This is a genomic window from Actinoplanes sp. NPDC023801, assembly GCF_040639655.1.
In the GTDB taxonomy this organism is placed as follows: domain Bacteria; phylum Actinomycetota; class Actinomycetes; order Mycobacteriales; family Micromonosporaceae; genus Actinoplanes.
The window spans coordinates 101855-128484 of the sequence record NZ_JBFAAI010000018.1 but is presented as its reverse complement, the minus strand read 5'-3'; the positions used below and the strand labels follow the sequence as shown (position 1 = coordinate 128484).

Genomic DNA, 26630 nt, shown 5'->3' with positions numbered 1-26630 from the left:
AAGCTCCTGTGAAAAATCGGACCCGGGGCACGAATCCGGGAGAGATTACCGTCGATCGGCGGGGGTCCCCCCGCCGATCGGCCGGTGAATTGCCGGAACGCACCGGCCGATCCGCGCATTGACATGCACCTCTGTCACCGGAAGGCTGATCTGGGCTCTGAGGAGGCATGGATGGGCGGATTCATCCTCGGTGCGGCCATCGCGCTCTTCGTGGGGATGCGTCTGGCCCGCCACATCGACGGCAGCAAGGGCGCACGCGCCGGCTACCGGAAGGCGAACACCGAGCTGCCCGGTGCCCGGAAGAAGATGTACAGCACCACGTTCGGCCTGATCCGATTCGTCGTGGTGCTCGTCCTGATCCTGGGGGCGGTGGCCTACGGATTGATGCGGGCCAACTCGGGCGGGGCAGTTTGAGAGAATTTCTCCTGGTGTAACACCTTCCGCCGGATAATCACCTGAACGGGGGCGTCGTCGATGGACGACGACCGGGTGGCTGCGAGGGGACTGTGATGGCGGGTCGTGTACTGAGAAGGATCGTGTCGACGGCCGCGGCGGCGGTGATGCCGGCAGCGGTGATCGCCGGGCCCGCTTCGGCTCAGTACGCGGACGTCCAGGTCGTGCAGCTCGCCGCCGGCTACGGCCACACCTGCGGGGTGGGCAGCGACTCCCGAACCTTCTGCTGGGGCCGGGGTGCCGAGGGTCAGCTGGGCAACGATCGCACGACGTACCGCTCGGCCCCGGTGGCCGTGACCGCCCCGGCCGGGGTGAGCTTCACCCAGCTCACCGCCGGGCAGAGTTACACATGCGGGGTGGGCAGCGACACCAGGACGTACTGCTGGGGCTCGAACGACTCCGGCCAGCTGGGTGACGGCGGAACCGCGAACCGGTCGGTCCCGGCTGCGGTCGATACCCCGGCGGGAGTCGGCCTCACCCAGCTCACCTCGGGCGACCGCCACACGTGCGGGCTGGGCAGTGACTCCAGGACCTACTGCTGGGGTCTCGGCACCGACGGTCAGCTGGGCGACGGCGGAACCGCGAACCGGTCGGCCCCGGTGGCGGTGAGCACCCCCGCCGGGGTGAGACTCACCCAGCTCGACGCCCGTAACAGCCACACGTGCGGGATGGGCAGTGACTCCACGGTCTACTGCTGGGGCTACAACGGCAACGGTCAGCTCGGCGACGGGAGCTTCACGAATCGGTCGACCCCGGTGCCGGTGAACACCCCACCCGGGGTGAGTTTCACCCAGTTCGCCGTCGGCGGCTACCACACATGTGGTCTGGGCAGCGACACCAAGGCCTATTGCTGGGGTCTCGGTGAGACCGGTCAGGCGGGCAACGGCGGCACCGCCAACCGGTCGAGCATGGCGGCCGTCACCACCCCGTCCGGGGTGAGCTTCACCCAGCTGACCGCCGGAAGCAACCACACATGCGCGCTGGGCAGCGACACCCGGATCTACTGCTGGGGCTACAACCGCTACGGTCAGGTGGGCGACGGCAGCGCCACCGACCGGTTGATCCCGGTGCCGGTCGACACCCCGCCCGGGGTGAGTCTCACCCGGCTCGCCCACGGCTGGCACCACACGTGCGGGCTCGGCAGCGACACCCGGACCTACTGCTGGGGTCTCAATGAGACCAGCCAGCTGGGCGACGGCGGCACCACGGACCGGTCGACCCCGATGGCGGTGTCGCCGTTCCCGTCGCCGACCGGTCTGCAACCCCCGAGCGGTGTCACCGCCATGGCCGGCGACCAGCAGATGACGGTGTACTGGACCGCCCCCTCGGATCTGGGCGACGGCACGCTCACCGGTTACACCGCCACCACGTCGCCCGGCGGGCAGTCCTGCACCACCACCGCCACGATGTGCACGATCACCGGCCTGACGAACGGCACCTCCTACACGGTCGCGGTGGTGGCCGGCACCACCACCGGACCGTCGGCCGCCAGTAACCCGTCCGCCCCGCAGACGCCGGCCCCGCCTCCGGTCGGCCCGCAGTCTCCGACCGGTGTCACCGTCACCGACGGCCAGCAGATCACCGTGTCCTGGACCGCCCCCTCGGATCTGGGCGACGGCACGCTCACCGGTTACACCGCCACCACGTGGCCCGGCGGGCAGTCCTGCACCACCACCGCCACGACATGCACGATCGGCGGCCTGACGAACGGCGCCGCGTACCGGATCACCGTGACCGCTGCCACCACCAGCGGAACGTCAACCATCGTCAATCACTACGCCGGACCGCCCTCCCGGATCTGAGCAGGCGCGCACGATCTCCCGGCCGGGGCCGGGCGTGCCGTTTCAGGCTGAGACCTCACGCGCCAGCACGGCCTCGGCGACTACGAGATCCTGCCAGGCCATCCCCGAGCTCTTGAACAGCACCGGACCGTCCGGGACCCGCACGCCGTCCCCCGCGTCGGCGATGCCGACCAGCCGTTCCGGGTCGAGCACGCCGTCGGCAACGGCCCGGACCACGTCGCCGCACTCGCGCAGCGCGGTGGCCCGGTCCTCGACGATCACCGTGGCGCGACCGCAGAACAGCGAGTCGACCTCGCGGGCGTCCGGCTCGTGCGAACCGACCGCCACCACCACGGCACGGTCACCCAGCAGCCGCGAGTCGAACAGCGGCTCCCGGGCGGTGGTCGCGCAGATCACCAGGTCGGCGTCACGCAGGACGGCCTCCACCGGCACCGGGCGGGTACGGGTGACGACCGTGACCGACGCCGCCGGGTCCAGGGCCCGCAGCGTGGCGGCGTGCCCCTCGCCCTGCGGTCCCGCGCCGAAGACGACCGTCCGTGGCGCGGGCGGCAGGAACCGCCGGACGGCGGCGAAGGACACGGCGGGCGTACGCAGGGTCGTCAGTGCCGTGCCGTCGAGGACCGCGACCGGCCGGAGCGTCACGGCGTCGAAGACGACGTAGACGCCACTGATCGTGGGCAGGCCGCGCTCCGCGTTGCCCGGCGCCACCGTGACCAGCTTGACGCCCGCGTGCGCGGCGGACTCGGCCGGCATCATCAGCAGCGAGCCGTGCCGCATCGGTACCGCGCTGCGCGGCACGCCGGCGGCCGGGTCGAGACCGGCACGCAGGGCGTCCTCGATCGCGGTGACCGCGTCCGCGGGCGGGAGCAGCGCGAAGATCCGCTCAGCAGACAGGTAGGGGATCATCGCAGCACGAACCCGGGGGTCATCGGGTCGTCCGGGTCGACGACGAAGGTGTGCTCGCCGGTCGGGTACGCCATCCCGGTGATCACCGGGACCACCTCGGGCCCCGGCGCATACCGGGCGACGAACCGGGACCCGACGATCGAGTCGTGCACCAGCTCCTGGTCCGGGGCGAGCGCGCCCATGGCGGCCAGTGTCGCCACCCGGGCCGCCGTACCCGACCCGCACGGTGAACGGTCCACCTCACCGTCGGCGAAGATCGTCACGTTGCGCTGGTGCGCCGGACCGCCCAGCTGGTCGAAGAAAATCGTGCCGTAGATCCCGGACAGCCGCTCGTCGCTCGGGTGCCGCGCCGCCGGATGACCGGTGAGCGCCGCCTTCACCTGGCGGCCCAGGGCGATCAGCTCGGGCAGATGCTCCGGGATCACCGACAGCCCGGCCGCCGATGCCTCCACCTGCGCGTACAGGGCCCCGCCGTAACTCACCACGACCGGAACCGGGCCGCGGGCGGTGCGGACCGTGATCGCCTCGGCGACCAGGTAGGACGGCACGCTCACGAAGTCGGCGGCGGTCACCCGGCCGCCGGTGGTGTGCACCCGCGCGGTGACCCGCCCGGACGGCACGTCGATCGGCACCTCCACCACACCGGCGGCCGGCGCGTCCACCAGACCGGAACGCACCGCCCACACGCCGAGCGCGATCGTCCCGTGCCCGCACGCGGTGGAGAACCCGTCCTTGTGGAAGAACAGCACACCGAACCGGGCGCCGTCGTCGTCCGGAGGGACCAGCAGGCCGCCGTACATGTCGGCGTGCCCGCGCGGCTCGTGGCAAAGGATCCGGCGCAGCCGGTCCACAGCCGGGTCGGCCTGTGCGGACGCCCGGCGCTCGGCGACCGTCCGGCCGCCGATCACGACCGGCGGTTCCGGCACGATCCGGAACGGCTCCCCGCCGGTGTGGTAGTCGATCGTGGCGATCCGTTCCGGCGTCACCCGCTGCTCCCCCTCACCGGAACCGCAGGCGATCGGTCTTGTACGCCCACATCGCGATCTCCACCCGGCTCCGTGCCCCGATCTTCGCCATCAGGCTCGTCACGTGCGTCTTCACCGTACTCAGGCTGATGTGGAACTCAACGGCGATCTCGGTGTTGGTGCGGCCGCGCGCCACCGCACCGAGCACCTCCTCCTCGCGCTCGGGCAGCGCATCGACAGGCTGCCGGGCCGGACCGGCTCCGGCGAACGCCCTCAGCAGCCGCGTCGTGACGCTCAGGGCGATCAGAGCGTGAGCCCGGCGACGCCGGAGAGCACCAGCAGCAGGATCTGCTGATGTCGCTGATCCTCGGTTTCGCCGCCGTCCGCGCCGTGACTTCACCGCTCATCGGGCGTGGATGATCCGCGGGTACGCGATCGGGATGGGCGCCGGCACGCAGTTCTTCACGCAGGCGCCGTGGCTGGCTGCCGTCGGCGAGTTCACCCCGGTCAGCCGGACCGTCACGATGACCCTGGCCTGGCCGATCAACGCACTCGCCGCCGAATGGATCATCCGCCGGGCCCGCACCCGCCGGCGGCCGGCCGTGGCCGGGACCGAGAGCCGCCCCGCCGAGAGGCCCCTGACGTACGGCGCGGCCCGCCGGCCGGAGTCCTGAGTACGGCGCGCGGACCCCTCTTGAGCGATCGCTCAAAAGTGGCTACATTGAGCACACGCTCAAATCACTGGAGGGGGCGGCATGGCCAGGATCTACGTCGAGACGACGATCGCCGCGCCGCTGGAGGACATCTGGGCTGCCACCCAGGACCACCGGCAGCACCCACGCTGGGACGCGCGGTTCGGCCGCATCGACCCGGTCCCGGGTACCGCGCCCGCCGAGTTCACCTACGCGACGGCTGTTCTCCCCGGCGTGGAGATCGCCGGTTTCGGCGTGCACACCGGGGAGCGGCGGGCCGGCGGCGGGGCCGTCTCGGCACTGCGGTTCGGCTCCGCCGATCCCCGTTCACCGATCCGTGAGGGGTCCGGCTACTGGCGATACGTCCCGATCCCCGGCGGGATCAAATTCCTCACCGGGTACGCCTACCGCACCCGCTGGGGCCACGCCGGCCGCCTCGTCGACCTGGTCTTCGGGCCGGTGTTCGGCTGGGCGACCGCCTGGTCGTTCGATCGGCTCCGCCTGTGGCTCGAGCACCGGATCACACCGGAACGGGCCCGCCTGCACGCCGTCGCCGAGGTGCTCGCCCGCGCCGCGCTCGTGGCCGGCGTGGCCGCGACCGGTGCGCCGTGGCAGTTGCTCATGCTGGCGGCGGGGCTGGCTCTCGGCGTACCACCGCATCCGCTCACCCCGGCGGCACGCCGATGCCGCCGCCGTCCCGGAGAGAACGACCTGCGATGACCTCGATCTTTCAACTGACCCTCGGTGACGGCTTCGATCGGCTGCACCCCCGCATGCAACGACGGTTCGGCGTCGACGGCGATCGTGACCAGGGATGCGTGGGCACCGGCACGATGCAGCGGGTGTGGCGCGGCGCCGCGTTCACCTGGCCGTTCCTGCAGCTCGGCACGCTGCGGCACATCCTGTTCCCGGAGACCGGCACCGACGTGCCGTTCACCATCGAGAACTACGCCTACCGGGACGGCTTCGGCCGGCCGACGCTGACGTTCGTGCGCACCTTCCAGGTCCGGCCGCACCGGCGCCGCCGGTTCGACGCGACGATGGTCCACGACCCGGAACGCAATGTGATCATCGACTACCTCGGCACCACCCAGCATCTCGCCGTCGATCTGGACGTGTCGGTGGACGCGCGCGGCGGCCTGCTCGTCCGCAGCGGCCCGCAGACCTTCCGCGGCGGTGTCGGCTGCCCGCCGGCTCTCACCGGCGACGCCGAGGTGCACGAGTTCTGGGACGAGAGGGCGGAGTGCTTCCGGATCCGCGTGAACGTCACCAACCGGCGGTTCGGGCCGCTCTTCGGCTACTACGGCACCTTCACGGCCCGCTATCTCGCGGCCGGGGCCCCGGTCCCGGCGGCGGTCCGCCCGCTGCGCGAGAACCCCTCCACCGGGCGAGGACTCCTGGCCGGCGCGGCGGCGCTCGGGTGAACCGGGCGGGGCGGCATCCCGGGAGCGGCCGCATTGCATAGAGTGCCGTGGATGACGGGGTTCGTGTCTCAGTTCGTCAGCTACTCGCAGTACGAGATCGGGTCGGCCGGTGACAGCGGGGATCTGCTGGACATCTACACGGCCGGTGACGATCTGCTGCACGTCGGCGGGCCGGGCGGCTGCACCGGGTTCACCGGGCTGCACACCGGCGAGGTCGAGTTCCGAGTCCTGTGCCACGCGACCGAGCCACCGCTCGAGAACGAGTCCTGGGACGCCGCCTCCGAGACGACCCTCTGGTGCCCGGACGGGCGGCTGACGGTCATCGGGCTGATGAGTGAGGGCCGCGATCCGCTCACCGACATCCCCGTGCCGGGCGACACCCTTCTGCGGGTACGGGTGTACGCCCGCAACCGCATCCACGAGTCCGGGCGCACCGACACCGACCCGCCGGAGCAGCACGAGGTGCACGTGTGGCCGGTCGACGAGGAGACCGGACAGCTCAGCCTCTTCGACGACGGTGCGCGTGCGGCCTTTCGGCAGCGGCCGGACCGGGCCGCCGAGTGGGCCATGCTGCGCCTGCTGGCCGAGCCGACCGGCAACGTCCCCCGGGCACCCGGTGAAGGCGCCCCGGCCTCCGGGCCGCCCGGCGACGGCCGGCGGGTGGCCGTGGTCCGCACCGCGGTCTCGCCGGTACGGCTGCCGGCGACGATCCCGGCCGGTGACCTGAAGATTCACCTGCTCCCGGCCGGCGACGGCGCCCTCGGCTGGCAGTGGGTGGCACCGGACGGGCGGACCGTGCCCGACGAGCGGCCGAGCACGGTCCGGCAGCTGCCCGGCCCCGACGGCACGGTCACCGTCCGTCACGAGGGCGTGCCGGCCGGCCAGGCGGTGCTGCTCGGGCTGATCTGGGACCACCTGCTCGGCTGGACGGACGGTGCCCCGTTCGCGTGGGAGGCCACCCTGCGGGCCCGGGCCGCCGAGGCGGAACGGATCGCCGAGCGGGCCCGGCAGCGCCGCGACGCGGAGGCGGCCGCGGCGTGGGGCGGAAGCGTCCCCACCGAACGGCTGCGGCGCGCCGGGTACCTGGCCCAGTCGCTCGCCCGGATGGACCGGCCGCTGCTCGACCGGCTCGCCGCGCTGACCCCCGACGAGCAGCACCACCTGGCCTGCCGGATCGCCCGCGCCGCCCTGCGACGGGCCGGTCTGGACCGGATCGACTGGATCGCCGAGGGCATGGCCGCCGCCGAGGCCGGTGGGCCGATGCCCGCGTTCTTCTCGGAACAGCACGGGCGCGCGGCGTACGAGAGGATGCTCGCCGACCCGAGGACACCGCGAGCCGTGATCGAGATACCCGGCAAGCGCCGTCCGGTGCTGCTGGCCGCGGCCGCGTTCGGCGTGCTGACGGCACTGACCTACGAGGATCCGCTGGCCGCCGTGGCCGGAGTGGTCCACCTGGCGGCGACCGCCCACGGCCCGGACGCGGCCCGCTTCCTGGCCTCCGTCCCGACCGGCTGACCAGCCCGGCGCAGCGGACCGCAGGCACCGGTTCTCCGGGAATCCTCAGCAGGGTAGGTGTGGTGCCGATGCCTACGGCCATGCCGAAGTTCAAACCCGTCGCCTTTCCGGAGGCGAATCCCACGGACCGTGTGGCCGCCGTGATCATGCCGCCGCAGCACGTCTGGGTCCACGACCTCGACGAGGGTGCCGACGAGGCCGGCGGCCCGCCGGAGCCGAAACTCCCGGAACTGCCCGCGGCGGGTTAGGCGCTGGCATGCTCGGCCGGATGCGTACCTGCCTGCTCCTCGCCGCGGTGACCACCGTGGCCGGGTGCGGAACGGCGCCTGATCGGGCGCAACCGTATCCCGCCCCGGTCTCGTCCCCGGCGGTTCGGTTCTCCTCCCCCGCGCCGCCGCAGCCGCCGTCGATCGTCCCGTCGCCGACCGTCCCGTCGCCGACCGTCCCGTCGCCGACCGCCCGCGGCATCACCAAGCCCGGGACCACGCCGGCCCGGCCGACGAGCCCCGGTTGGGAAATCACGGTGTACTACACCGCCGTCGAGCGGTTCCACGACGGCGATCCGACGCCGGTCACCGGATGCCCGCGGCTGGAATGCACGGGCGGCGACGACGATCTCGGTACCTATCCGGCCGGGTTCGTCGACGCGGTCCGGGACGAGGGCACCGGTCTGACGTCGTCGGGGCGATATCTCAACTGGTCGTACGACGTCGGGTTCTGGCTGGACTCGGCGCCGCGGAGCAGTGACGGCGGCGCACTCGTGCCGTTCGTGTCCGCGGCGGCCGACCCTTCGGTGCTGCCGCGCGGCAGCCGGTTCACGATCGCCGCGTGCGGCAGCCAGGAGGACGGCTCCGCTCCCCCGAAGGCGGTGTGCGCGGCCCTGCGTCAGGCGAAGTGGGAGATCACCGACGAGTTCACTCCCGGCCTGGGCGGCCCCCGGCACCTCGACGCCTACATCGGCCAGGAGACCGGGCCCGGCTTCACCGATTCCCCGTGGTACCTGACGCTCACGGGCGCACGGCTCAGCCTCGGTTGATCTAGTCTCGCCCGATGCACCCGGTGGAGTTCCTTCCCGGCGAGACCGTGCACCTGCGGCACTTCCAGCGCGACCGGCTCGCGCTGGTCTTCCCGTACCGGGTGATCGAGGCGAATGACGACGCGGTGATCCTGTGGGCGCCGGCCGGCACTCAGGGGTGGCTGTTCACGATGCCGGACGGGCGCGGGATCGCGCAGACCCCGCTGCCGGAGTGGTCGGCGGCGGCACGGGTACCGGTACGCCACACCGTCGGTCACGGCATGCTGATCTGGATCCCGTACGGCCGCGACTACTCGGTGCGATGGTTCTTCCACCCGGACGGATCGTTCGTCCGCTGGTACGGCAACCTCGAGGCCCCGTCGGTGCCGTGGCGGTCCGGGGACGCCGCCGGACTGGACACCTCCGACTGGGACCTCGACGTGGTCGTGGAGCCCGACCTCAGCTGGCGCTGGAAGGACGAGGAGCAGTTCACGGCACGCCTGGCGATGCCGGAGTCGTACTGGGTGGACGACGCGGACCGGGTGCGCCGGGCCGGCGCGGAGGTGATCGCGCTGGCCGAGGCGGGCGCGTTCCCGTTCGACGGCTCCTGGTGCGATTTCTCCCCCGACCCGTCGTGGCCGCCGCTGCCGCGTGATCTTCCCGAGGGTCCTCCCCGGATGTGATGTAAGCAACTTCGCCTGTCTGCAGTCCCTCGTGTCGCCCGCGCTGTCCACGATCGGTCCCGAGCTGAACGTGTCGACAAGCGACGTGAGCTGGATCGTCACCGCGTACCTGCTGTCCGCGTCGGTCCTCACGCCGATCCTGACGAGCTGCCCCGCGAGCGGGTCGCCACCACGGTCGGCATGATCTCGGCGATCTTCGGTGTCGGCGCCGGCATCGGCACGGCCGCGGTGGCAGCGGTGATCACGTCGAACAGCACCCTGCAGGGTCTGCCCGCCGACGCCGCGTTCACCGACGGATTCTGGGTCTGCGCCGGTGTCGCCGTGCTCGCGGTGGTCGCCGCCCTGCTGCTGCCGTCCGCGCATCAGCGGCACGCGCAGGCGATGGCGGCCGGTGTCACCGACGTGCCGCCGGAGCCGGAGGAGATCCACCTGCACCGCGCACGCGTCTGACGCTCGGGACTTTCGGCCCTGCTCCCGAGGCCACCTCCGGACGATGCTGGTGCGTCGACGGAGGTGGTCTCGTTGGTTGTCCTGCTCATCGTGCTCGGCATGGTTCTGCTGGTCGCATGCGCCGCACTGTGGCCCGACCGCGAGGAGCCCGCCCGGGCGGAGCCGCCCGCTCCTCTCGACGTCGCCACCAGTCTGGAGGGCGCGCTGGCGAGCCAGCTGCTCGCGGGCGAGATCAACCCGGGGCAGTACCAGCGGGCGCTCGCCCGGCTGGCCGCCCGCGACAGCGAACGCCACCCGCTGTCCCTGCCGCCTCGCGACTAGCAACGTTCCCGCCAACCGCGTGGTGACCAGCGGCTCGCCCGTGGGCAGCCCGGTAAGTCTTCTGTCATGCCCCCGACGCCAGGAACCGTCCGAGCGTCACGTCCATCTCGCATTGCCGCCGCCGCTGTTGAGCGGAGCTGGCCACCCGCCTGTGCCGGGAGGCCGGCTTCGAACCGCCGTCGGTCTGCCGGTGACGGCCGTCCTCACCGCGGTGCGCGCCCGCGGAGCCTGAAGCGCCGCCGTTGCGGGATCACCGGTCGCGGCAGCGGCGCCAGCGGACCCCAGGCCACCTCGCCGCCGCTGTGCGTCGCGCCGTCGAGAGTCACCGCGCCGGGATCGGCGACGAGCCCTTCGAACGTCACCGTGCCGCCAGCGAACTCGGCGCCCTCGAACGCCACCCGGCTGCCCCGGAACTGGGCGCCCTGGAACGTCACGTCCGCGCTCTCGAACCGTGCCCGGTCGAACCACACGGGCGCCCCGTCGACGCGCGCGCCGGCGAAGGTGAACCATCCGATGAACCGCACGCCGTAGAAGCTCATGTTGCCCGGGGCGCTCAGCTCCACCTGGGACAGGTCGGCGCCGTCGATCACCGCGCCCTCGAAACTGAACCGGCAGTCCGACCACTTCACCCGGCCCCATTTGGGGTCGGAGCGCAGGTGGTTGCGGATGATCCGGAACAGGGTCCACCGCACCTGACGCTCGCCCTGGTCCTCGTGCTCGTAGGGCAGCCGGATGTACGCGCACAGCACGTCCACGCACATCTGGCGGCCATGTGCCCAGTCGTCGGCCAGTTCGGCCATCGCGTAGGCGCCCGCGACCCGGACCCGCGGGCTGTCGTGGCCGAGTTGCTCGGAGGCTTTGACGAACCGCTCGGTGAACAGTTTCGTCTCCTCGCGCCGCTCGGCCGCCTCCCCCTGCCGCTGCTTGCGGTAGGCGACGGTCAGCGCCACGATGCCGCCGATCCCGGCGACGACCGCGAGCGCCAGTTTCAGGCTGTCCAGCCGTTCGGCGGCGGTCAGTGGCCGGTTCCCGGGGGCCGGCGCGGTCGCCGTCAGGTCGGGCTGGGCCAGCATCAGCCACAGCACGACACCGACGACCGCGGTCAGCACGACGGAGAGCAGGACCAGCAGCGCGACATGCCGGAACATCGACCGGGGCCAGACGTCCTTCTTCACGGCATCAGCCTATTCAACTGCGTCACTGGCATGCCGGAGATGATCGGAAGGCGGCCGCGCCGCACGTCCCGCCCCCGCGGCGTACTAGATTCCTCAGATCAAATTGCGGTGTGCCGATTGACGGCTTGCTCGGACATCGAACACGACAGGGAGGCGGACGTGGCTCGTACAGCGCCCCTGCCTCGTTGGCATGCCTGGTACGTACCGTTCGCCGTGTCGATGGCCCTCGCCGATGTCGTCCTGATCGTGCTCGGCACCCGGATCGAGTTCCACCGGCTGCTGGTGTGGGTGCCCGCGGTCTGCGGGGTGGCGACCGCGGTCGCCGCCTTCGCGGCCACCTCCGGCGGCACGAACGGCCCGTTGCGGCGGTTCTGGCGGCGGGTCGCGGTCGCCATGGGCGCCGTACTGGCCGGAGCGGTGAGCCAGACCGTCGAGGTCGCGCTCGTCCCCTTCGACGGCATGCCACCGCTCGGTGAGCGCACCCTCGTCCTGTACGTGATCGGCACCATCCTGGCGATCACCGCGCTGCTACGGCTGCCGAGCGGCGGTCGCAGCTGGCGCCGCCTCACCACGGCGGTGCTCGACCTGGCCGTGGTGGCGGTGACCGTGTGCGTCGCGGCCTCGGAGTACATGCAGTGGGCGGTCGACCGGTTCGGCGGCCGCGCCTCGGCGTGGTGGCTGAACCTGGCCATGGTGGGCATCGGCGTGGCCGGCGCGGTCGTCGTTGTAAAGATCATGACGGCCCGGCGCAGCCCGGCACCTCGCACCGCTCTCTGGTGGCTGTCGCCGATCGGGCTCGCCGGTCCGCTGTCGGTGCTCCTGATGTTCGTCCTGCTGCCCTGGCCGCACCTCAACGGCAGTGCCGTGGTGCTGCCGTTCGTCGGCATGTTCGGCACGCTTGCCGCGCACGCGCAGCAGCGGGTGCTGGCCGGGCACGACAGGCCGGCGCCGCGGGTCGGGCATCCCGCCGTCTACCGGCGCGGCGCGGTGATCCCGCTGGTGGCCAGCGGGCTGACCAGCCTGCTCGTCGGAACCTTGTACCTGCGTACCGGGGACCTCACCACGGTTCAGTTCGCCGGGACGCTCCTGCTCCTGCTGCTCGTGGTGGCCCGGCAGGCGATCGCGCTGGCCGAGAACGCCACCCTGCTCGACCGGGTGGCCCATCAGGCAATGCACGACGACCTGACCGGCCTGTACACCCGGCGGCCGTTCGCCACCGCGGTGGCCGGGGCCGAGGGCCCGCACACCGTCGTCCTGATCGACCTCAAGGACTTCCGGTCGATCAACGACAGCCTGGGCCCGCTCGCCGGGGACACACTGCTGATCGGCTACGCCGACCGGCTCACCCGGATCGCCGGGGAGCGGGCCGTGGTCGCCCGCCTGGGCGGCGACGAGTTCGGGCTGCTGCTGCCGGGCGTCCCGGCCGACACCTCGGCGATCGTCGAGCGCCTGGTCGCCGAGGGTGAGGAGCCGCTGAACGCGGCCGGCCACGAGGTGGTGGTCGAGGTGTCGATCGGCATCGCCGACGACACCGACCTGTACCGGCGGGCCGAGATCGCGCTGCGGGAGGCGGCCGGCCACGCGGACGGCCGGGTGATCCGCTACGACGGGTCACTGGAGCGGCATCTCACCCGGCGCGCGACGATCGCCGCGGACCTGCGGCGAGGGCTGGCCGCCGGCGAGTTCCACATGCTCTACCAGCCGATCGTGGCGCTGCCGCACGGGCTGATCACCGGAGTCGAGTCGCTGGTCAGGTGGACGCGCGCCGACGGCCGGACCATCTCGCCCGCCGATTTCGTGCCGGTGGCCGAGGAGACCGGGCTGATCATCGAGCTCGGCGAGTGGATCATCGACACGGTCTGCGCGCAGGCGGCGGCCTGGCGACGGGCCCACGGGCCGGACATGCTCGACTCGGTGGCGGTCAACGTGTCCGCGCGGCAGCTGCTCGACCCGGGGCTGCCGGACGTGGTGGCCGCCGCGCTGAAGCGCCACGACCTGCCGCCGGAGCAGCTCACCGTCGAGATCACCGAAACCGCGGTGTTCGGCGGCGGCCGGGCGCTGGCGTCCGTGCAGGCGCTGTCCGACCTGGGCGTGCACATCGCCCTGGACGACTTCGGCACCGGGCACTCGTCGCTCGGCCTGCTGCGTACCTGCCCGGTGGACGTGATCAAGGTCGACAAGTCGTTCGTCGACGGGCTGAACGGGACGCCGCAGCAGGAGGCGATCGCCGGCGCCATCGCCGACATCGCCGAGAAAATGGGCCTGGGCACGGTGGCCGAGGGTGTCGAGACCACGGACCAGGCGCGGCGGCTGTTCGAGCTGGGTTACCGCCGGGCGCAGGGCTTCCTGTTCGCCCGGCCGCTGCCTGCCCCGGCCATCGACGAGATGCTCGGCGGGACCTCCGGCATGGCGGCCTGACCTCCCTATACCTGATGTGGCGGGCCGGGTGTGGCTATTACGCCGATCTGGAGCGGATTGCTGCGGTAGAAGCCTATAACGGGTATTGGCCACCGTTGTCGCATCCGCTGGTGAGGAGCTCGCTTTGACTACCGTCGCGCCCAGGCCGGTGCCCGTACGGCCACATCCGGTTCGCCGGCAGGTGAAGGGATCGGCGCTGGCCCGGATCCTCCGTACCACGGACGCGAAGCAGATCGGGATCATGTACATGATCACGTCGATCGTGTTCTACATGGTCGGCGGCCTGATGGCCCTGCTGATGCGGGCGGAGCTGGCCAAGCCGGGGATGCAGATCCTGTCGCCGGAGCAGTACAACCAGCTGTTCACCATGCACGGCACCGCCATGCTGCTGTTCTTCGCCACCCCGATCGTGTTCGCGTTCGGCAACTACGTGGTGCCGATCCAGATCGGGGCACCGGACGTGGCATTCCCCCGGCTCAACGCTTTCGCGTACTGGCTGTATCTGTTCGGGACCTTGATTGCGATGAGCGGGTTCCTCACGCCGGGCGGTGCGGCGGACTTCGGCTGGTTCGCCTACACCCCGCTCAGCGACAGCCTGCACTCGCCGGGCGTCGGCGGTAATTGCTGGGTGGTCGGCCTGGCCATCTCCGGACTGGGATCGATCCTCGGCGCGGTCAACCTGATCACCACGGTCCTGACCCTGCGCGCACCCGGCATGACCATGTTCCGGATGCCGATCCTGACCTGGAACTTGCTGGTCACGAGTCTCCTGGTGATCCTGATCTTCCCGTTCCTGGCGGCCGCGCTGTTCGCTCTGGCCGCCGATCGGATACTCGGCGCGCAGGTCTTCAACGTGGAGACCGGCGGGCCGATGCTGTGGCAGCACCTGTTCTGGTTCTTCGGCCATCCCGAGGTGTACGTCATCGCGCTGCCGTTCTTCGGCATCATCACCGAGATCATCCCGGTCTTCAGCCGCAAGCCGGTGTTCGGCTACAAGGGCCTGGTCGCCGCGACCCTGCTGATCGCCGCGCTGTCGATGAGCGTGTGGGCACACCACATGTTCGCCACCGGCCAGGTGCTCCTGCCGTTCTTCAGCTTCATGAGCTTCCTCATCGCCGTACCGACCGGGATGAAGTTCTTCGTCTGGATCGGCACCATGTGGCGCGGCCAGATCAGCTTCGAGTCGCCGATGCTGTGGGCGGTCGGTTTCCTGGTGACGTTCCTGTTCGGCGGCCTGTCCGGGGTGCTGCTGGCCGCGCCGCCGATCGACTTCCACGTCTCCGACTCGTACTTCGTGATCGCCCACTTCCACTACGTGCTGTTCGGCACGATCGTGTTCGCGGTGTTCGCCGGCATCTACTTCTGGTTCCCGAAGATGTTCGGCCGGATGCTCGACGAACGCCTCGCGAAAATCCACTTCTGGCTCACGATGATCGGCTTCCACGGCACGTTCCTGGTGCAGCACTGGCTCGGCACCAAGGGCATGCCCCGGCGGTACATCGACTACCTGGAGATGGACGACTTCACCTTCCTCAACACGTTCTCCACGATCGCCTCGTTCATCCTGGGCATCGCGACGCTGCCGTTCGTCTACAACGTGTGGAAGTCGTACAAGGTCGGCCGCGCCGTCACCGTGGACGATCCGTGGGGTCACGGCAACTCGCTGGAATGGGCCACCAGCAGCCCGCCGCCGCTGCGCAACTTCGACCGGATGCCGCGGATCCGCTCCGAGCGTCCCGCGTTCGACCGGAAGTTCCCGCACCTGGCCGCCGGCGAGCAGTCGCTGGCCGGGCCGCCCGAGGGCGGTGCCCGCCCGCTCAGCAGGGAGTCCGACGGCGGCGCCACCTACTCCGAGGACATCGCCAGCGACCGCGATCGCTGATCCACCCGGCGAGGTATGCCGGCGGTCTGACGCCGGGCACCACATGTCCCTCCGCGGGCCGACGATTCGCACCCCACGCCGTTCCTAGCATCGGTTGACTCCGATGAAAGGAACGTGCACATGGGCAGTCCCGCCTGATCACCGAAGGCAAGCGCCTGGACCCGGCGGTGCCGCGGGAGATCTTCAGTACGGTCGCCACCAACGCCGTGGTGGACGCCGCACCGGCCGGGCACCCGGACAGCCTGCCACTGATCGTGCTGTCGCCCGGCTGGACCCAGCCGATGGCCATCCTGTCCGGGCTGGCCGAGGACCTGGCCAGCCACGGTTACGTGGTGGCCGGTATCCAGCACACCTACGAGACGTACGCGGTGACGTTCCCGGACGGCCGGATCGCCGGATGTGCGGCGTGCGAACTCGACAATGACCGGACCTTCTTCGGGCGGCTCTACCGCAGCCGGGCCGCCGACGTCTCGTTCGTACTCGACGAGCTGACCGGCCGTGATCCGGCATGGCGGGGCAGCCGGCTGATCGACGACTCCCGGATCGGCGTGGCCGGCCACTCGGCCGGCGGGGCGAGCGCTCTCGCCGCGATGGTGGGCGACCGGCGGGTCGACGCCGCGATCGACATCGACGGTACGACCAACACGGGCGGCGAGCCGGTGGTCCCGGCGACCGGGCTGCGGAAGCCGTTCGCGGTGCTCAGCACGACCGATCACGGGCCGGACAGCGATGATCAGTGGCTGGTCGCCGACTACGGGCGGGCGGGCGGCTGGAAGCGCTGGCTCACGGTGGCCGGCACGGACCACGCGTCGTTCACCGATCTCGGGGTCTTCGCCGACCAGCTCGGCATCGACATCGGCCAGACGATCACCGGCGAACGGGCCACCGAGGTCACCCGCCGATACGTCCGGGCGGTGTTCGACAAGCACCTGCGGCACCGGCCCCAGCCCCTGCTGAACCGTTCGTCGCCCCGCTACCCGGAGGTCGTGATCGCGGCACGATGAGACGACCGCCGGCCGTACGTCAGGCGGGGAACCCGTCGCGCTCGACCTGCCGGAGGTACGGCCGGCGGTAACGTTGCGGGGCGTGCCGGACATGGACGTGTCGTGATCTCTCCCGATGAGCGCTTCCGGCAGGTCTACGCCGCCAACTTCGAGGCGCTGCTCGCCTACGCGATACGCCGGGTCGAGCAGCACGAGGACGCGTCGGACATCGTCGCCGAGACGTTCCTGGTGGCCTGGCGGCGCGGCGCGGACCTGCCACCCGACGACGAGGCGACCCTCTGGCTGTACGGGGTCGCCCGTCGCGTCCTGGCCAACCACCACCGGGGCGGCGTACGCCGGGAACGGCTCGGCGAACGGCTGCGCCAGCGGATCACCAGCCTGATGTCCGCCGATCCGGGCCACGAGGTGCCGCAACGGCTGATCGTGCGCGCGGCGCTGGCCCGTCTTCCCGAGATCGACCGGGAGGTCCTCATGCTGACCGCGTGGGAGGGTCTGCAGCCGCGTGAGGTGGCCGAGGTGCTGGGGCTGAGCGCGGGCACCGTACGGACCCGGTTGTCCCGGGCCCGTTCGCGGCTACGGGAACTGGTCGGTGACGATCCTCCGGACGCCGGACATGTACTCGACGTCCTGACCGCGACCGTCCCGGAGGAGGGCCGATGAGCGACGAGCAGCTGGACCGTCTGGTTCGCGACGCCGACCCGTACCGACCCCATCTCGTCACCGGCCTCGACGGGGCGCAGCAGAGTCTCCTGGAGGAGATCATGTCCGCACCCCCGCTGGATTCCCTCCCGCACCGGCGGCCGCTGCGCCGGCGCCTGGCCGTCGCGGTCGCCGCGGCCGCGGTCGTCACCGGCCTGATCGGAGCGACCGTCCTGCTGCGCCCCGAGCCGGAGTCGCCGCTGGTCCTTCCCGGCATCGGGGCGAGCGCCGGCATGGGGGCGAGCCCGTCGGCCGGCACGGACACCGGCGGCGAGGGGGCCGGTCGCCGGCTCGACCTCAAGGCTGCCGAGAGCTACCACCGCCTGCTGGTGGAGGAGCCGGGCTGGAAACTCGACACCATCTACGGGTTCGCCACCGCGGAGGGCACCGCCTCGTACTCCAAGGACGGGGCGACCGTCGAGTTCAACTGGTCGGCCGACGAGTTCTACCAGGGCCGCTACGAGGACCGGCTGTGGGTCGACTTCAGACCCGGTCGGACGACCGTGGCCGGCCAGGCGGGTCACCTCTTCCACAGCAACAGGTGGAATCACGAGGTGCTGCTCAAGCCGAAGGACGGCTCCTTCGTCGCCATCGTCGGCGGCGGCATGACGGCGTCCCGCTTCGACCAGTTGCTCGACCGCGTGGTCCGGGCCGGCCCGGAGGCGTTCCTGGCCTCGCTGCCGCCGGAGGTCGTCACCCCCGGCAAGGTGCGCGAGGCCGCCACCGCGATCCTCGCCGACGTGCCACTGCCTCCGGGCTTCGACGTCGACGACGTGGAGGTGGGCGGGGCGAACTCGCCCTACCAGTTCAACGCCCGGGTCATCACGAAGGTCAGCTGTCAGTGGCTCGCCGAGTGGGAGCGCGCCGACCGGGCCGGCGACGATCCGGCGGCCGAGACGGCGGCTGCCGCACTGAGCGGCGCCACCGGGTGGCAGGTCCTCAAGGACATGGAAGACGGCGGCGGCTGGTCGCGCCAGCTGTGGGACCTCGCCGCCGACGCGGCCGGCGGCGACTACCCCGAGGAGTACGAGGACAGGCTCAGCTGTAACCGGTAACGGGGGTACAGCTCAGCACCGTCGAGCCGGGGTGGTCGTTGCGGCTGCCCCGGCTCGGCGAACCCCGGGAACGTCTCTCATTTTGCGGGCCCAATACCCTGGACCGCCCGAAGTGGAAGACGGCGATAGACAAACTTCGACGAGCGCGAACCCGGCCGCGCCAGCAGGCCGAGCCTCAGCCCCGGCGGTGGGCGGAGCTGGCGAGCCTCCCGCTCGCCCTCCTGGCCCTGGGCGTGGCCGCGATGACCTACCTTGACCAGCGCGACAACAACGCCCTCATCAAGGAACGCCACGAACGTCGCTATGCCGACCGGGTCGTCTGGTGGGAGAAGGCCAGCCAGCGGGCGGACACCCGGCAGACCGAACTGCAGGTGTTCGTCCAGAACCGTGCCACGGCTCCGGTACAGAAGGTGTACATCAACTTCCGCCTCCATGCCGGAATGGACTACGGCGAACGGATCGGCAAGTACCTCACGGACGCGGGTGCCGCGTACGACGACAACTTCGACGGCACCTTGCACTCCGTCTTCACGCTGGACAGTCTTGCTCCCTGCACGAGCATCAAGGTCGTCACGCCGACTGTCGCCGGTGTCAACGTCCTGGTCGACAACGTCGAGTTCCAGGATGTGACGGGCCGATGGTGGATCGGATCCCGTGCCGTCGGGCTCGACGGCCCCAACACGCTCGGTCAGACGGTCCGCCGGATCGACGCCACCGCGATCAACGTGCTCGTCAAGGTCGCGGAGGAGAAGACGATCGAGGACTGTACCGACGCGTGACCAGGCTCGCCGGGAGCCGGGCGGGCCGGCGCTCCCGCGGCTTGATCGAGGGCGGTAGATTCGCCGCATGTCCGGGGGTTCGGCGCGGGTGGTGGGTGGCCGGTACCGGCTGGACGGCTGGCTGGGCCGGGGCGGGATGGGCGCGGTCTGGCAGGCCCACGACACGCTGCTCGGCCGCGATGTCGCCGTCAAGGAGATCTATCTGCCGGGCGACGGCGACGGTCCCGTCGACGCGGACGAGCACGCGGTCCGGCGGGCGATGCGGGAGGCGCGGGCCGCCGCACGGCTGCGACACCCCGGCATCGTCACCGTGCACGACGTCGTCGTGCAGGACGGCCGGCCGTGGATCGTGATGGAGCTGATCAGCGGCCCGTCCCTGGCGGCGGCCATCCGGGAGCACGGCCTGCTGACCGAGCACCGGTGCGCCGCCATCGGATTGCAGGTCCTCGACGCGCTGCGCGCCGCCCACCGCGAAGGCGTCCTGCACCGGGACGTGAAGCCCGCGAACATCCTGCTCGACGCCGATCGGGTCGTCCTCACCGACTTCGGGATCGCCGCGGTCGACGACGCCACCGCCCTGACCACCGCCGGACAGATGATCGGCTCCCCGGCATACCTGGCACCGGAGCGGGTCAACGGCCGGCCGGCGACCGCCGCCAGCGACCTGTGGTCGCTCGGCGTCACCCTCTACACGGCGGTGACCGGCCGTCCCCCGTTCCACGGTGCCGACACGCAGGGCACGCTTGCCGCCGTCCTGCACGGCCGCCCCGCGACGCCCGCGCACGCCGGGCAGCTCTGGCCGGTCCTCAAGGGCCTGCTGGCCAAGGATCCGGCCCACCGCCTCACCGCCGACCGGGCCCGGCCGTTGCTGGAGGCCGTGGTACGTACGCACGGCGAGGTGCCCGGCCGCAAGCCGACCGGGCGGACGCCCCGCGGGGAGCGGGTCCGGCCGGACGGCCCGGAACCGGCGCCGACCCTGCCCGCCCCGCCGGTCACCCTCGCCGCGCCGACGGCGGTACGGCCCCCGGACGGCCCGGCAGCCGGCGCGCTGCCGTCCTCCGCCCGGCGTCAGAGGGCTCCGGGACGGGGGCCGTGGATCGCCCTGGTCGTCGTCAGCGCGTTGCTCGTCGCCGGCGCGGTCACCCGGGAGGTCTGGCTGCGCACCGGGCCGGCCGGGTCGGCGGCCCCGGAACCGGCCACCTCGGCCACCACCGGCCCGGGGGCATCGGCGCCGACGGGCGTGCCCGCGGCGTTCGCCGGCCGATGGTCGGGGCGGGCCAGCCAGCCGGGCGGCAGCGTCACGTCGTGGCAGGTGACGATCACGTTCGCCGCCGCGTCGAGCGTCGGGGAGTTCGAGTCGCCGACCCTGAACTGCACCTGGAGCCTCACCGTCGTCGATCCGGCGCCGACCGGCCGTGAGCTGCGCCTGCGGCAGGAGAAGACCAGCTGGGACCCGCGCGGGTCCTGCGTCACCACAGCCGACCTCACCCTGCGCCTGGGTCCGGACGACCGCCTCGAGATGCGCTGGCAGGCGGCCGGTGACGAGTCGAACCAGGCGACGGCCTCACTGACCCGTTCCTGAGCGTCAGACGCCGATCGGGTGACGGCGGGCCCACCGGCGTAGCCGTGCCAGGCGTCGGCCACGCGGACACGGCTGGGGAACCGGGTGGACCCATCGGCAGACCAAGCCGGTGGCATTGGCTCTGTCGCGGGCCCGCCGGGGCTGACCAGGATCGAGGGTATGCATCCTGACACCCGCGTCGTCCACATTCCCGTACCGGTCCCGGACAGCACTCCGCTGAGCGTGCCGCTGTACCAGACGTCGTCGTTCGCGTTCGACGATCCCGGCCCGCTGGCCGACGGGCTGAACCGGCCCGACGGGTCGTACGTCTACTCGCGTTTCGCCAATCCGACCGTGCGCGCCCTGGAGGAGGCGATGACCGATCTCGAGGGTGGTGCCGCCGCCATCGCCACCGGCTCCGGGATGGGCGCCGTCTCGTTGCTGCTGCACAGCCTGCTGCGGTCCGGCGACCATGTGATCGCCCAGCACACCCTCTACGGCGGCACCCACGCGGCGCTGCGCAAACTCGCCGAGCGCCACGACCTCACGATCTCCTGGGTCACCGGGCACGACCCGGAGGAGGTACGTCAGGCGATCACCCCGCGTACGCGGATCCTCTACCTGGAGACGATCGCCAACCCGACCGGTCACGTGAGCGACCTGCCGGCCCTCGCCCCGATCGCGCGGGCCGCCGGGGTCGTGACGATCGTCGACAACACGTTCGCCACGCCGCTGCTGTGCCGGCCGATCGATCACGGGGCCGACGTGGTGATCCACTCGGTGACGAAGTTCCTCGGCGGGCACAGCGACGTGACCGGTGGCATCGCGGTCTTCGCCGACGACGCGCTGTACCGCGAGGTGTGGGCCGAAGCGGTCGAGTTCGGATCGGTCGCCGACCCGTTCGCGGCCTGGCTGACCCTGCGCGGCATGCAGACGCTGCCACTGCGGATCGCCCGGCACACCGGCAACGTGGCCCGCGTCGCCGGTCACCTGGCCGGGCACCCGGCGGTCGAGCGGGTGCTGTGGACCGGCTCGCCCAGCCATCCCAGTCACGCGGTCGCCACGTCGTACGTCCACGGCTTCGCCGCCCCGTTCTGTTTCGATCTGGCCGGCGGGTACGAGGCCGGCCTGCGGTTCCAGAAGCGGGTACGGGTGATCAAGCTCGCGGCGTCGCTCGGTGGTACGCAGACCCTGATCCTGCATCCGGCGTCCACGTCGCACCGGCAGCTCGACGCGGAGCAGCTGGAGGCCGCCTCGATCGGCCCCGGCACGATCCGGATCGCGGTCGGCATCGAGCACCCGGAAGACCTGATCGCCGACCTCGATCAGGCACTGCAGAGTTTCCCGGCCGCCTGAGCGGGGCATCGTCGATGGTGCGACACATCCACCACCGGACAGGAGGCCCCCCGATGGCCGGGAACGAGCACGAGGTCAACCGCAGCGCCAAGAGCGGCCGCTTCGTCAAGGAGAGCACCGCCAAGCGCAATCCGAGCACCACGACCACCGAGCGGGTGGGCGGTGACAAGGAGCACGGTGACCGGGAGGTCAACCGCAGCGCGAAGACCGGCAAGTTCGTCACGGAGACCACCACTGAGCTGCACCCCTCCACCACGGAGACGCAGCGCCGCTGACTCCCCTCGGGGAACAGGCCGCCCTCCGCCGATCCGGCGGAGGGCGGCCTTGCTTTGCACCTGGTGCAACGATGCACTTAGTGTAGAAGGGTGACCATCGATCGCCGGTCGGCGTTGAAGGCACGCCACCGGCGCGCCATCCTCGACGCCGCGAACGCCTTGATCTCCGAGGGCGTCCGGTTCAGCGTCGACCAGCTCGCCGAGCGCGCCGACGTCTCCCGGCGCACCATCTTCAACCACTTCGCGTCGATCGACGACGTGGTCACCACGGTCTGCACCGAGACGCTCAACGTGGTGATCGCCGGCTTCCGCACGAACGTCACGGCGGGCGAGCGGGCGTCGATGTTCGGTGACGTCGCCGGCGCGCTACGGGTCACCGACGTGCCCGGCATCATCGCCTTCCTGTGGCGGGCACTCGGCGGATTCGGGCCCGGCGACCCCCGGGCCACTCAGATCTTCCAGGCCACCTTCACCCGTACGTCGGAGGAGATGGCCCGGGAACTGGCCCGCCGCTACCCGGAGGCCGACCCGATCGAGGCCGCGATCCTGGTCAGCTCGCTGATGAACGGAGTCGTCGTGATCGCCACCCACTGGCTCGGCGTGACCGCCGCCCAGACCGACGAACAGTCCCGCGAGCTCTGGCACCACCTGCTCGAACGATTGATCGACACTGTCCGCACCGGCTACTAGAAGGACCGAGACACATTGGCCGAGTTTCTCTACCGCCTGGGCAGGTTCTGCGCCCGGCGGGCCGGGGTCGTCCTGGCGTCATGGCTGGTAATCCTGGGGCTCGCCGTCACCGGCTACTTCGTCGCACGGGGTGAGCTGTCCCCGGTCGTCGACATTCCCGGCACCGAGACCGCGAGGGTGAGCGACCGTCTCGGCGAGCGGCTGCCCGTCGCGGCCGGCGGCAACGGCAAGCTCGTCTTCCACACCCCCGACGGGGCGCCGCTGACCGACTCGCAGCGGGCCGGGATCACCGCCCTGCTCAAGTCGACCGCCGAACTCGAGGGCGTCGGATCGACGACCGACCCGTTCGCGATCGAGAAGCGCATCGCCGACCAGCGGGCCCAGCTCGACGACGGTCTGAAACAGATCACCGACGGCCGGGCGCAGCTCCTCGACGGGCAACAGAAGATCAACGGCGCCAAGAGCATCTGGGACCAGCTCGACCCCGCCACCCGTGCCGAGGTCGACGCCCAGCAGGCCACCGTCATCGAGAAGCGCAAGGAACTCGAGGCGCAGGCCCTGAAGGTCGACCGCGGCCGGCAGCTGCTCAACATGTCGGCGGCGATCCGCACGGTGTCCGTGGACGGCTCCGCCGCGGTGGCGCAGGTCCAGTTCGACCTGCCGCAGCTCGACGTCACCCCGGAGACCAAGGAACGCGTCGTCGAGCACGTCAACGCGGGCCTGCCGGGCGGCGTCGAGGTCGAGTACTCCAACGAGATCACCCAGGGCCTGCCGGAGCTCGTCGGCATCGGCGAGATCGTCGGCCTGATCATCGCGGCGATCACCCTGCTGGTCATGCTGCGTACGCTGATCGCCGCGGCCCTGCCCATCCTGACCGCCCTGACCGGCGTCGGCATCGGCGTCACCGCATCGCTGGCGCTCTCCGGCACGGTCGAGATGCTGTCGATCACCCCGGTGCTCGGCGTCATGCTGGGCCTGGCCGTCGGCATCGACTACTCGCTGTTCATCCTCAACAGGCACCGGCGGCAGCTGCTCGACGGCGTGGACTTCCACGAGTCGATCGGGCTGGCCAACGGCACGTCCGGCAACGCCGTGGTGTTCGCCGGGTCCACGGTGCTGGTGGCGCTGCTGGCCCTGAACGTGACCGGCATCCCGTTCCTCGGCCTGATGGGCACCGTCGCCGCGATCTGTGTGGCCGTGGCCGTACTCCTCGCCGTGACCCTGACCCCCGCACTGCTGGCGCTGATCGGCAACCGCGTCCTCAACCGCAAGGCCCACGCGCAGTCGAACGCCGACGTCCGGCCGATGAGCACCGGCCGCGCCGTGACCACCGTCCTGGTCCTGCTCATCGCCCTGGTCGCGGTCGCGGTGCCGGCGCTGTCGATGCGGCTCGGCCTGCCCGACGGCTCGTCCGAGGCGCAGGACTCCAGCCAGTACCAGGCTTTCAAGACGATCGAGCAGAAGTTCGGCGCCGGCGTCAACGGCTCCCTGGTGGTCGTCGCCGACCTGCCGGCCCCGGCCACCGGCGACGCGCTGATCGACGAACAGGTCCGCATCGGCACACTGCTGCTGGCCCAGAACAACGTGAGCGCGGTCGCCCCGATCGGCGCGTCCGCCGACAACCGGACGCTAGGCTTCCAGATCATCCCGGAGGAGGGCCCGACCACCGCCGAGACCGAACAGCTGGTCCACGACCTGCGCGGCCTCTCCCCTCTGTCCGCCGGCCCCGGCGCCTCCGGAGACGTCGTGCTCGGCGTGGCCGGCAGCGCCAGCGGCAACATCGACATCTCGGAGCGGCTGGCCGACGCGCTCCCCGGCTACCTGGGCCTGGTCATCGGCATCAGCCTGATCATCATGATCCTGGTGTTCCGGTCCATCCTGGTCCCGGTCACCGCGACGCTCGGCTTCATTCTGTCGCTGTTCGCCACGTTCGGCGGCGTCACCGCGATCTTCCAGTGGGGCTGGCTGGGCGCCGTGTTCGGCGTCCACGACCCCGGCCCGGTGCTGAGCTTCCTGCCGACCATCCTGATCGGCATCCTGTTCGGCCTGGCCATGGACTACCAGCTGTTCCTGGTCTCCGGCATGCGTGAGGCGTACGCCCACGGCGCCTCCCCCCGGCTCGCCGTCCAGCAGGGCGTGCACGCCGGCCGTACGGTCGTCACCGCGGCCGCCATCATCATGATCAGCGTCTTCGGCGGCTTCATCTTCTCGAACACCGCCATGATCAGGTCGCTGGGCTTCGGGCTGGCGTTCGGCGTGCTCGTCGACGCCTTCCTGGTCCGCATGCTGCTCATCCCGGCGGTCATGCACCTGCTCGGCCGCTCCGCCTGGTGGATCCCGCGCTGGCTCGACCGCATCCTGCCCAACGTGGACGTCGAGGGTGCCGCCCTCGAACGGGCCCACCCGGCCGGCGCCCACCACACCGGCCACGCCGAACCAGCGGAGCCCGCACTCCACTGAAACCCCTGACGATGCCTCGCTGCCGGCGATCCACTCCCGGCAGCGAGGCATCACCTTTCCCGAGGACGTCTCTCCCCAGCCGTCGCACACCGCTGCCTCAACCCGCCCGAGACAGCGACAGCGCCCAGCCCAGCCCTCGGCGGCTGGCGCGTACCGCTGTCTCAACGGGTTTGAGAGGACGGTGCTGCGCGGCCGGGGTTATGGAGTGGTGAGCAGGGTTCGGACGCCGGCGGCATCGGTGTTGGAGCCGAACAGGGCGGTTCCCGGCTCCATGTGTACGCCCGCGCTCAGTCCACCCGCGTGGACCGGGTCGAAACCGAGCCGGTCGACGATCTCGGAGACCGCGGCCACGCCGCCGGGATCGTCACCGGCGATCGCGATCGCTTTGCGCCCGGGGGCGCCGGTGGGCCGGGCCTCCTCCTCGAGGACGTGGTAGCCCATGTGGTTGAAAGCTTTGACGACCCGTGCCCCGGGCAGGGCCGCGTGGACCAGACGGCTGGTGTCGGCGCGCAGGTCGTCGCGGTGGCCGTCGACCTCCCACCAGTAGTTCATGGCGTCGATGACGAGCTTGCCGCGCAGCTCCGCGGCCGGGACGGTGCGGTGCTTACCGAGCGGCAGCGCCAGGACGACGACGTCAGCGCGGGTGGCTGCCTCGATCGCGGTGACGGCGGTGGCGCCGGGCGCCAGCACCCCGACGATCAGCTCGATCTTCGCCGGCTCACCGGAACCGGCGATCAGGGCCCGATAGCCGGCGGCGGCGGCCAGCCGTGCCAGCACGGTGCCGAGTTTGCCCGCGCCGAGAATGCCGATGGTGGTCATGACCGGACCCTTCCCCAGTAGTTGACGTGTCAGTCAACTACTGGGCGGCGAGGCTCATTCCCTACCGCTCTCACGTCCGCGGATGTAGGCCTCGATCTCCTCGTCGGTCGGCTCCCGGAAATACTCGAACGGGGCGACCGAGACGCCCTCGACGACGCGGCGCGGGTCGTCGTCCGGCGCGGCCGGATCGAGGTACGAGCCACAACGAGGCAGCCAAGGCCCTCGCCGCCA

General features: G+C 71.3%; 29 protein-coding genes. 24 read left to right on the top strand and 5 right to left on the bottom strand.

Annotated features, from left to right (window positions below; translation table 11 throughout):
* Positions 1-171 precede the first annotated feature (171 nt).
* Entirely contained in the window at positions 172-414 is a 243-nt protein-coding gene (locus tag AB0G04_RS28935) for a hypothetical protein (RefSeq protein ID WP_360988719.1), read from the top strand.
* 95 nt (positions 415-509) lie between these two features.
* Positions 510-2255, top strand: coding sequence for a fibronectin type III domain-containing protein (locus AB0G04_RS28930; protein ID WP_360988717.1), 1746 nt, complete (start codon positions 510-512; stop codon positions 2253-2255).
* A 42-nt stretch (positions 2256-2297) separates the two neighbouring features.
* Here AB0G04_RS28930 and AB0G04_RS28925 read toward each other — a convergent pair whose 3' ends face one another.
* Genes AB0G04_RS28925 through AB0G04_RS28915 form a run of 3 tightly spaced genes read right to left on the bottom strand, consistent with a single transcriptional unit; the run spans position 2298 to position 4322 of the window.
* Complete coding sequence (locus AB0G04_RS28925) at positions 2298-3161, bottom strand: ornithine cyclodeaminase family protein (protein ID WP_360988715.1); 864 nt, start codon at positions 3159-3161, stop codon at positions 2298-2300.
* Complete coding sequence (locus tag AB0G04_RS28920; protein ID WP_360988713.1) at positions 3158-4147, bottom strand: proline racemase family protein; 990 nt, start codon at positions 4145-4147, stop codon at positions 3158-3160. Before AB0G04_RS28920 ends, AB0G04_RS28925 begins: the two co-directional genes overlap by 4 nt.
* A gap of 13 nt (positions 4148-4160) precedes the next feature.
* Positions 4161-4322 carry a LuxR C-terminal-related transcriptional regulator gene (locus AB0G04_RS28915; protein ID WP_360988711.1) on the bottom strand — a complete coding sequence of 54 codons (162 nt, stop codon included), beginning with the start codon at positions 4320-4322 and terminating at the stop codon, positions 4161-4163.
* Here AB0G04_RS28915 and AB0G04_RS28910 point away from each other — a divergent pair.
* From AB0G04_RS28910 to AB0G04_RS28860, 11 genes are all read left to right on the top strand, one after another.
* Positions 4278-4481: a hypothetical protein gene (locus AB0G04_RS28910; RefSeq protein WP_360988816.1), complete on the top strand. Its 204-nt coding sequence runs from the start codon at positions 4278-4280 to the stop codon at positions 4479-4481. The two genes, AB0G04_RS28915 and AB0G04_RS28910, sit on opposite strands and share 45 nt — an antisense overlap.
* 61 nt (positions 4482-4542) lie before the next feature.
* Complete coding sequence (locus AB0G04_RS28905) at positions 4543-4800, top strand: hypothetical protein (protein WP_360988709.1); 258 nt, start codon at positions 4543-4545, stop codon at positions 4798-4800.
* An 81-nt stretch (positions 4801-4881) separates the two neighbouring features.
* A complete protein-coding gene (locus AB0G04_RS28900) occupies positions 4882-5538 on the top strand; it encodes a hypothetical protein (RefSeq protein WP_360988708.1) in 657 nt (218 codons plus the stop codon).
* Positions 5535-6242, top strand: a complete 708-nt coding sequence (locus tag AB0G04_RS28895) for a DUF4166 domain-containing protein (protein ID WP_360988707.1) — start codon at positions 5535-5537, stop codon at positions 6240-6242. Before AB0G04_RS28900 ends, AB0G04_RS28895 begins: the two co-directional genes overlap by 4 nt.
* 51 nt (positions 6243-6293) lie before the next feature.
* Positions 6294-7757, top strand: coding sequence for a hypothetical protein (locus tag AB0G04_RS28890; RefSeq protein ID WP_360988705.1), 1464 nt, complete (start codon positions 6294-6296; stop codon positions 7755-7757).
* A gap of 68 nt (positions 7758-7825) precedes the next feature.
* The gene (locus tag AB0G04_RS28885) at positions 7826-8005 is read left to right on the top strand and encodes a hypothetical protein (RefSeq protein WP_360988703.1); all 180 of its coding nucleotides are present in this window, start codon (positions 7826-7828) and stop codon (positions 8003-8005) included.
* Positions 8006-8025: 20 nt separating this feature from the next.
* Positions 8026-8793, top strand: a complete 768-nt coding sequence (locus AB0G04_RS28880; protein ID WP_360988701.1) for a hypothetical protein — start codon at positions 8026-8028, stop codon at positions 8791-8793.
* A gap of 14 nt (positions 8794-8807) precedes the next feature.
* Positions 8808-9455 (top strand): DUF402 domain-containing protein, encoded by a 648-nt coding sequence (locus AB0G04_RS28875; protein ID WP_360988699.1) that lies wholly within the window; start codon positions 8808-8810, stop codon positions 9453-9455.
* Between the two features lie 31 nt (positions 9456-9486).
* Positions 9487-9639, top strand: coding sequence for a hypothetical protein (locus AB0G04_RS28870; protein WP_360988697.1), 153 nt, complete (start codon positions 9487-9489; stop codon positions 9637-9639).
* Positions 9636-9905: a hypothetical protein gene (locus AB0G04_RS28865; protein WP_360988695.1), complete on the top strand. Its 270-nt coding sequence runs from the start codon at positions 9636-9638 to the stop codon at positions 9903-9905. Before AB0G04_RS28870 ends, AB0G04_RS28865 begins: the two co-directional genes overlap by 4 nt.
* Before the next feature lie 72 nt (positions 9906-9977).
* Entirely contained in the window at positions 9978-10226 is a 249-nt protein-coding gene (locus tag AB0G04_RS28860) for a hypothetical protein (protein WP_360988693.1), read from the top strand.
* A gap of 203 nt (positions 10227-10429) precedes the next feature.
* Here AB0G04_RS28860 and AB0G04_RS28855 read toward each other — a convergent pair whose 3' ends face one another.
* Entirely contained in the window at positions 10430-11401 is a 972-nt protein-coding gene (locus AB0G04_RS28855) for a hypothetical protein (protein WP_360988691.1), read from the bottom strand.
* A gap of 159 nt (positions 11402-11560) precedes the next feature.
* Between AB0G04_RS28855 and AB0G04_RS28850 the strand changes: the two genes are divergently transcribed.
* The 11 genes from AB0G04_RS28850 (at position 11561) to AB0G04_RS28800 (ending at position 25580) form a co-directional block, all read left to right on the top strand.
* The gene (locus tag AB0G04_RS28850; protein ID WP_360988689.1) at positions 11561-13819 is read left to right on the top strand and encodes a bifunctional diguanylate cyclase/phosphodiesterase; all 2259 of its coding nucleotides are present in this window, start codon (positions 11561-11563) and stop codon (positions 13817-13819) included.
* Positions 13820-13943: 124 nt separating this feature from the next.
* Entirely contained in the window at positions 13944-15701 is a 1758-nt protein-coding gene (ctaD, locus tag AB0G04_RS28845) for a cytochrome c oxidase subunit I (RefSeq protein ID WP_360988687.1), read from the top strand.
* Positions 15702-15868: 167 nt separating this feature from the next.
* On the top strand, positions 15869-16705 hold the full coding sequence (locus tag AB0G04_RS28840; protein WP_360988685.1) for a hypothetical protein: 837 nt from the start codon (positions 15869-15871) through the stop codon (positions 16703-16705).
* A 102-nt stretch (positions 16706-16807) separates the two neighbouring features.
* Positions 16808-17365: a sigma-70 family RNA polymerase sigma factor gene (locus tag AB0G04_RS28835; protein ID WP_360988683.1), complete on the top strand. Its 558-nt coding sequence runs from the start codon at positions 16808-16810 to the stop codon at positions 17363-17365.
* Positions 17362-18459 (top strand): hypothetical protein, encoded by a 1098-nt coding sequence (locus AB0G04_RS28830; RefSeq protein WP_360988681.1) that lies wholly within the window; start codon positions 17362-17364, stop codon positions 18457-18459. The genes AB0G04_RS28835 and AB0G04_RS28830 overlap by 4 nt, the downstream gene beginning before the upstream one ends.
* A 242-nt stretch (positions 18460-18701) precedes the next feature.
* Complete coding sequence (locus AB0G04_RS28825) at positions 18702-19238, top strand: hypothetical protein (protein ID WP_360988679.1); 537 nt, start codon at positions 18702-18704, stop codon at positions 19236-19238.
* 67 nt (positions 19239-19305) lie between these two features.
* On the top strand, positions 19306-20820 hold the full coding sequence (locus tag AB0G04_RS28820; RefSeq protein WP_360988677.1) for a protein kinase: 1515 nt from the start codon (positions 19306-19308) through the stop codon (positions 20818-20820).
* A 159-nt stretch (positions 20821-20979) separates the two neighbouring features.
* Positions 20980-22155, top strand: a complete 1176-nt coding sequence (locus AB0G04_RS28815; RefSeq protein WP_360988675.1) for an aminotransferase class I/II-fold pyridoxal phosphate-dependent enzyme — start codon at positions 20980-20982, stop codon at positions 22153-22155.
* Between the two features lie 53 nt (positions 22156-22208).
* Positions 22209-22430, top strand: a complete 222-nt coding sequence (locus AB0G04_RS28810) for a hypothetical protein (RefSeq protein ID WP_360988673.1) — start codon at positions 22209-22211, stop codon at positions 22428-22430.
* Positions 22431-22520: 90 nt separating this feature from the next.
* On the top strand, positions 22521-23120 hold the full coding sequence (locus AB0G04_RS28805) for a TetR/AcrR family transcriptional regulator (protein WP_360988671.1): 600 nt from the start codon (positions 22521-22523) through the stop codon (positions 23118-23120).
* Positions 23121-23135: 15 nt separating this feature from the next.
* Positions 23136-25580 carry an MMPL family transporter gene (locus tag AB0G04_RS28800; RefSeq protein ID WP_360988669.1) on the top strand — a complete coding sequence of 815 codons (2445 nt, stop codon included), beginning with the start codon at positions 23136-23138 and terminating at the stop codon, positions 25578-25580.
* Positions 25581-25778: 198 nt separating this feature from the next.
* Here the strand turns inward: AB0G04_RS28800 and AB0G04_RS28795 are convergent, their stop codons facing one another.
* Complete coding sequence (locus tag AB0G04_RS28795; RefSeq protein ID WP_360988667.1) at positions 25779-26399, bottom strand: NAD(P)-binding domain-containing protein; 621 nt, start codon at positions 26397-26399, stop codon at positions 25779-25781.
* Positions 26400-26630 lie beyond the last annotated feature (231 nt).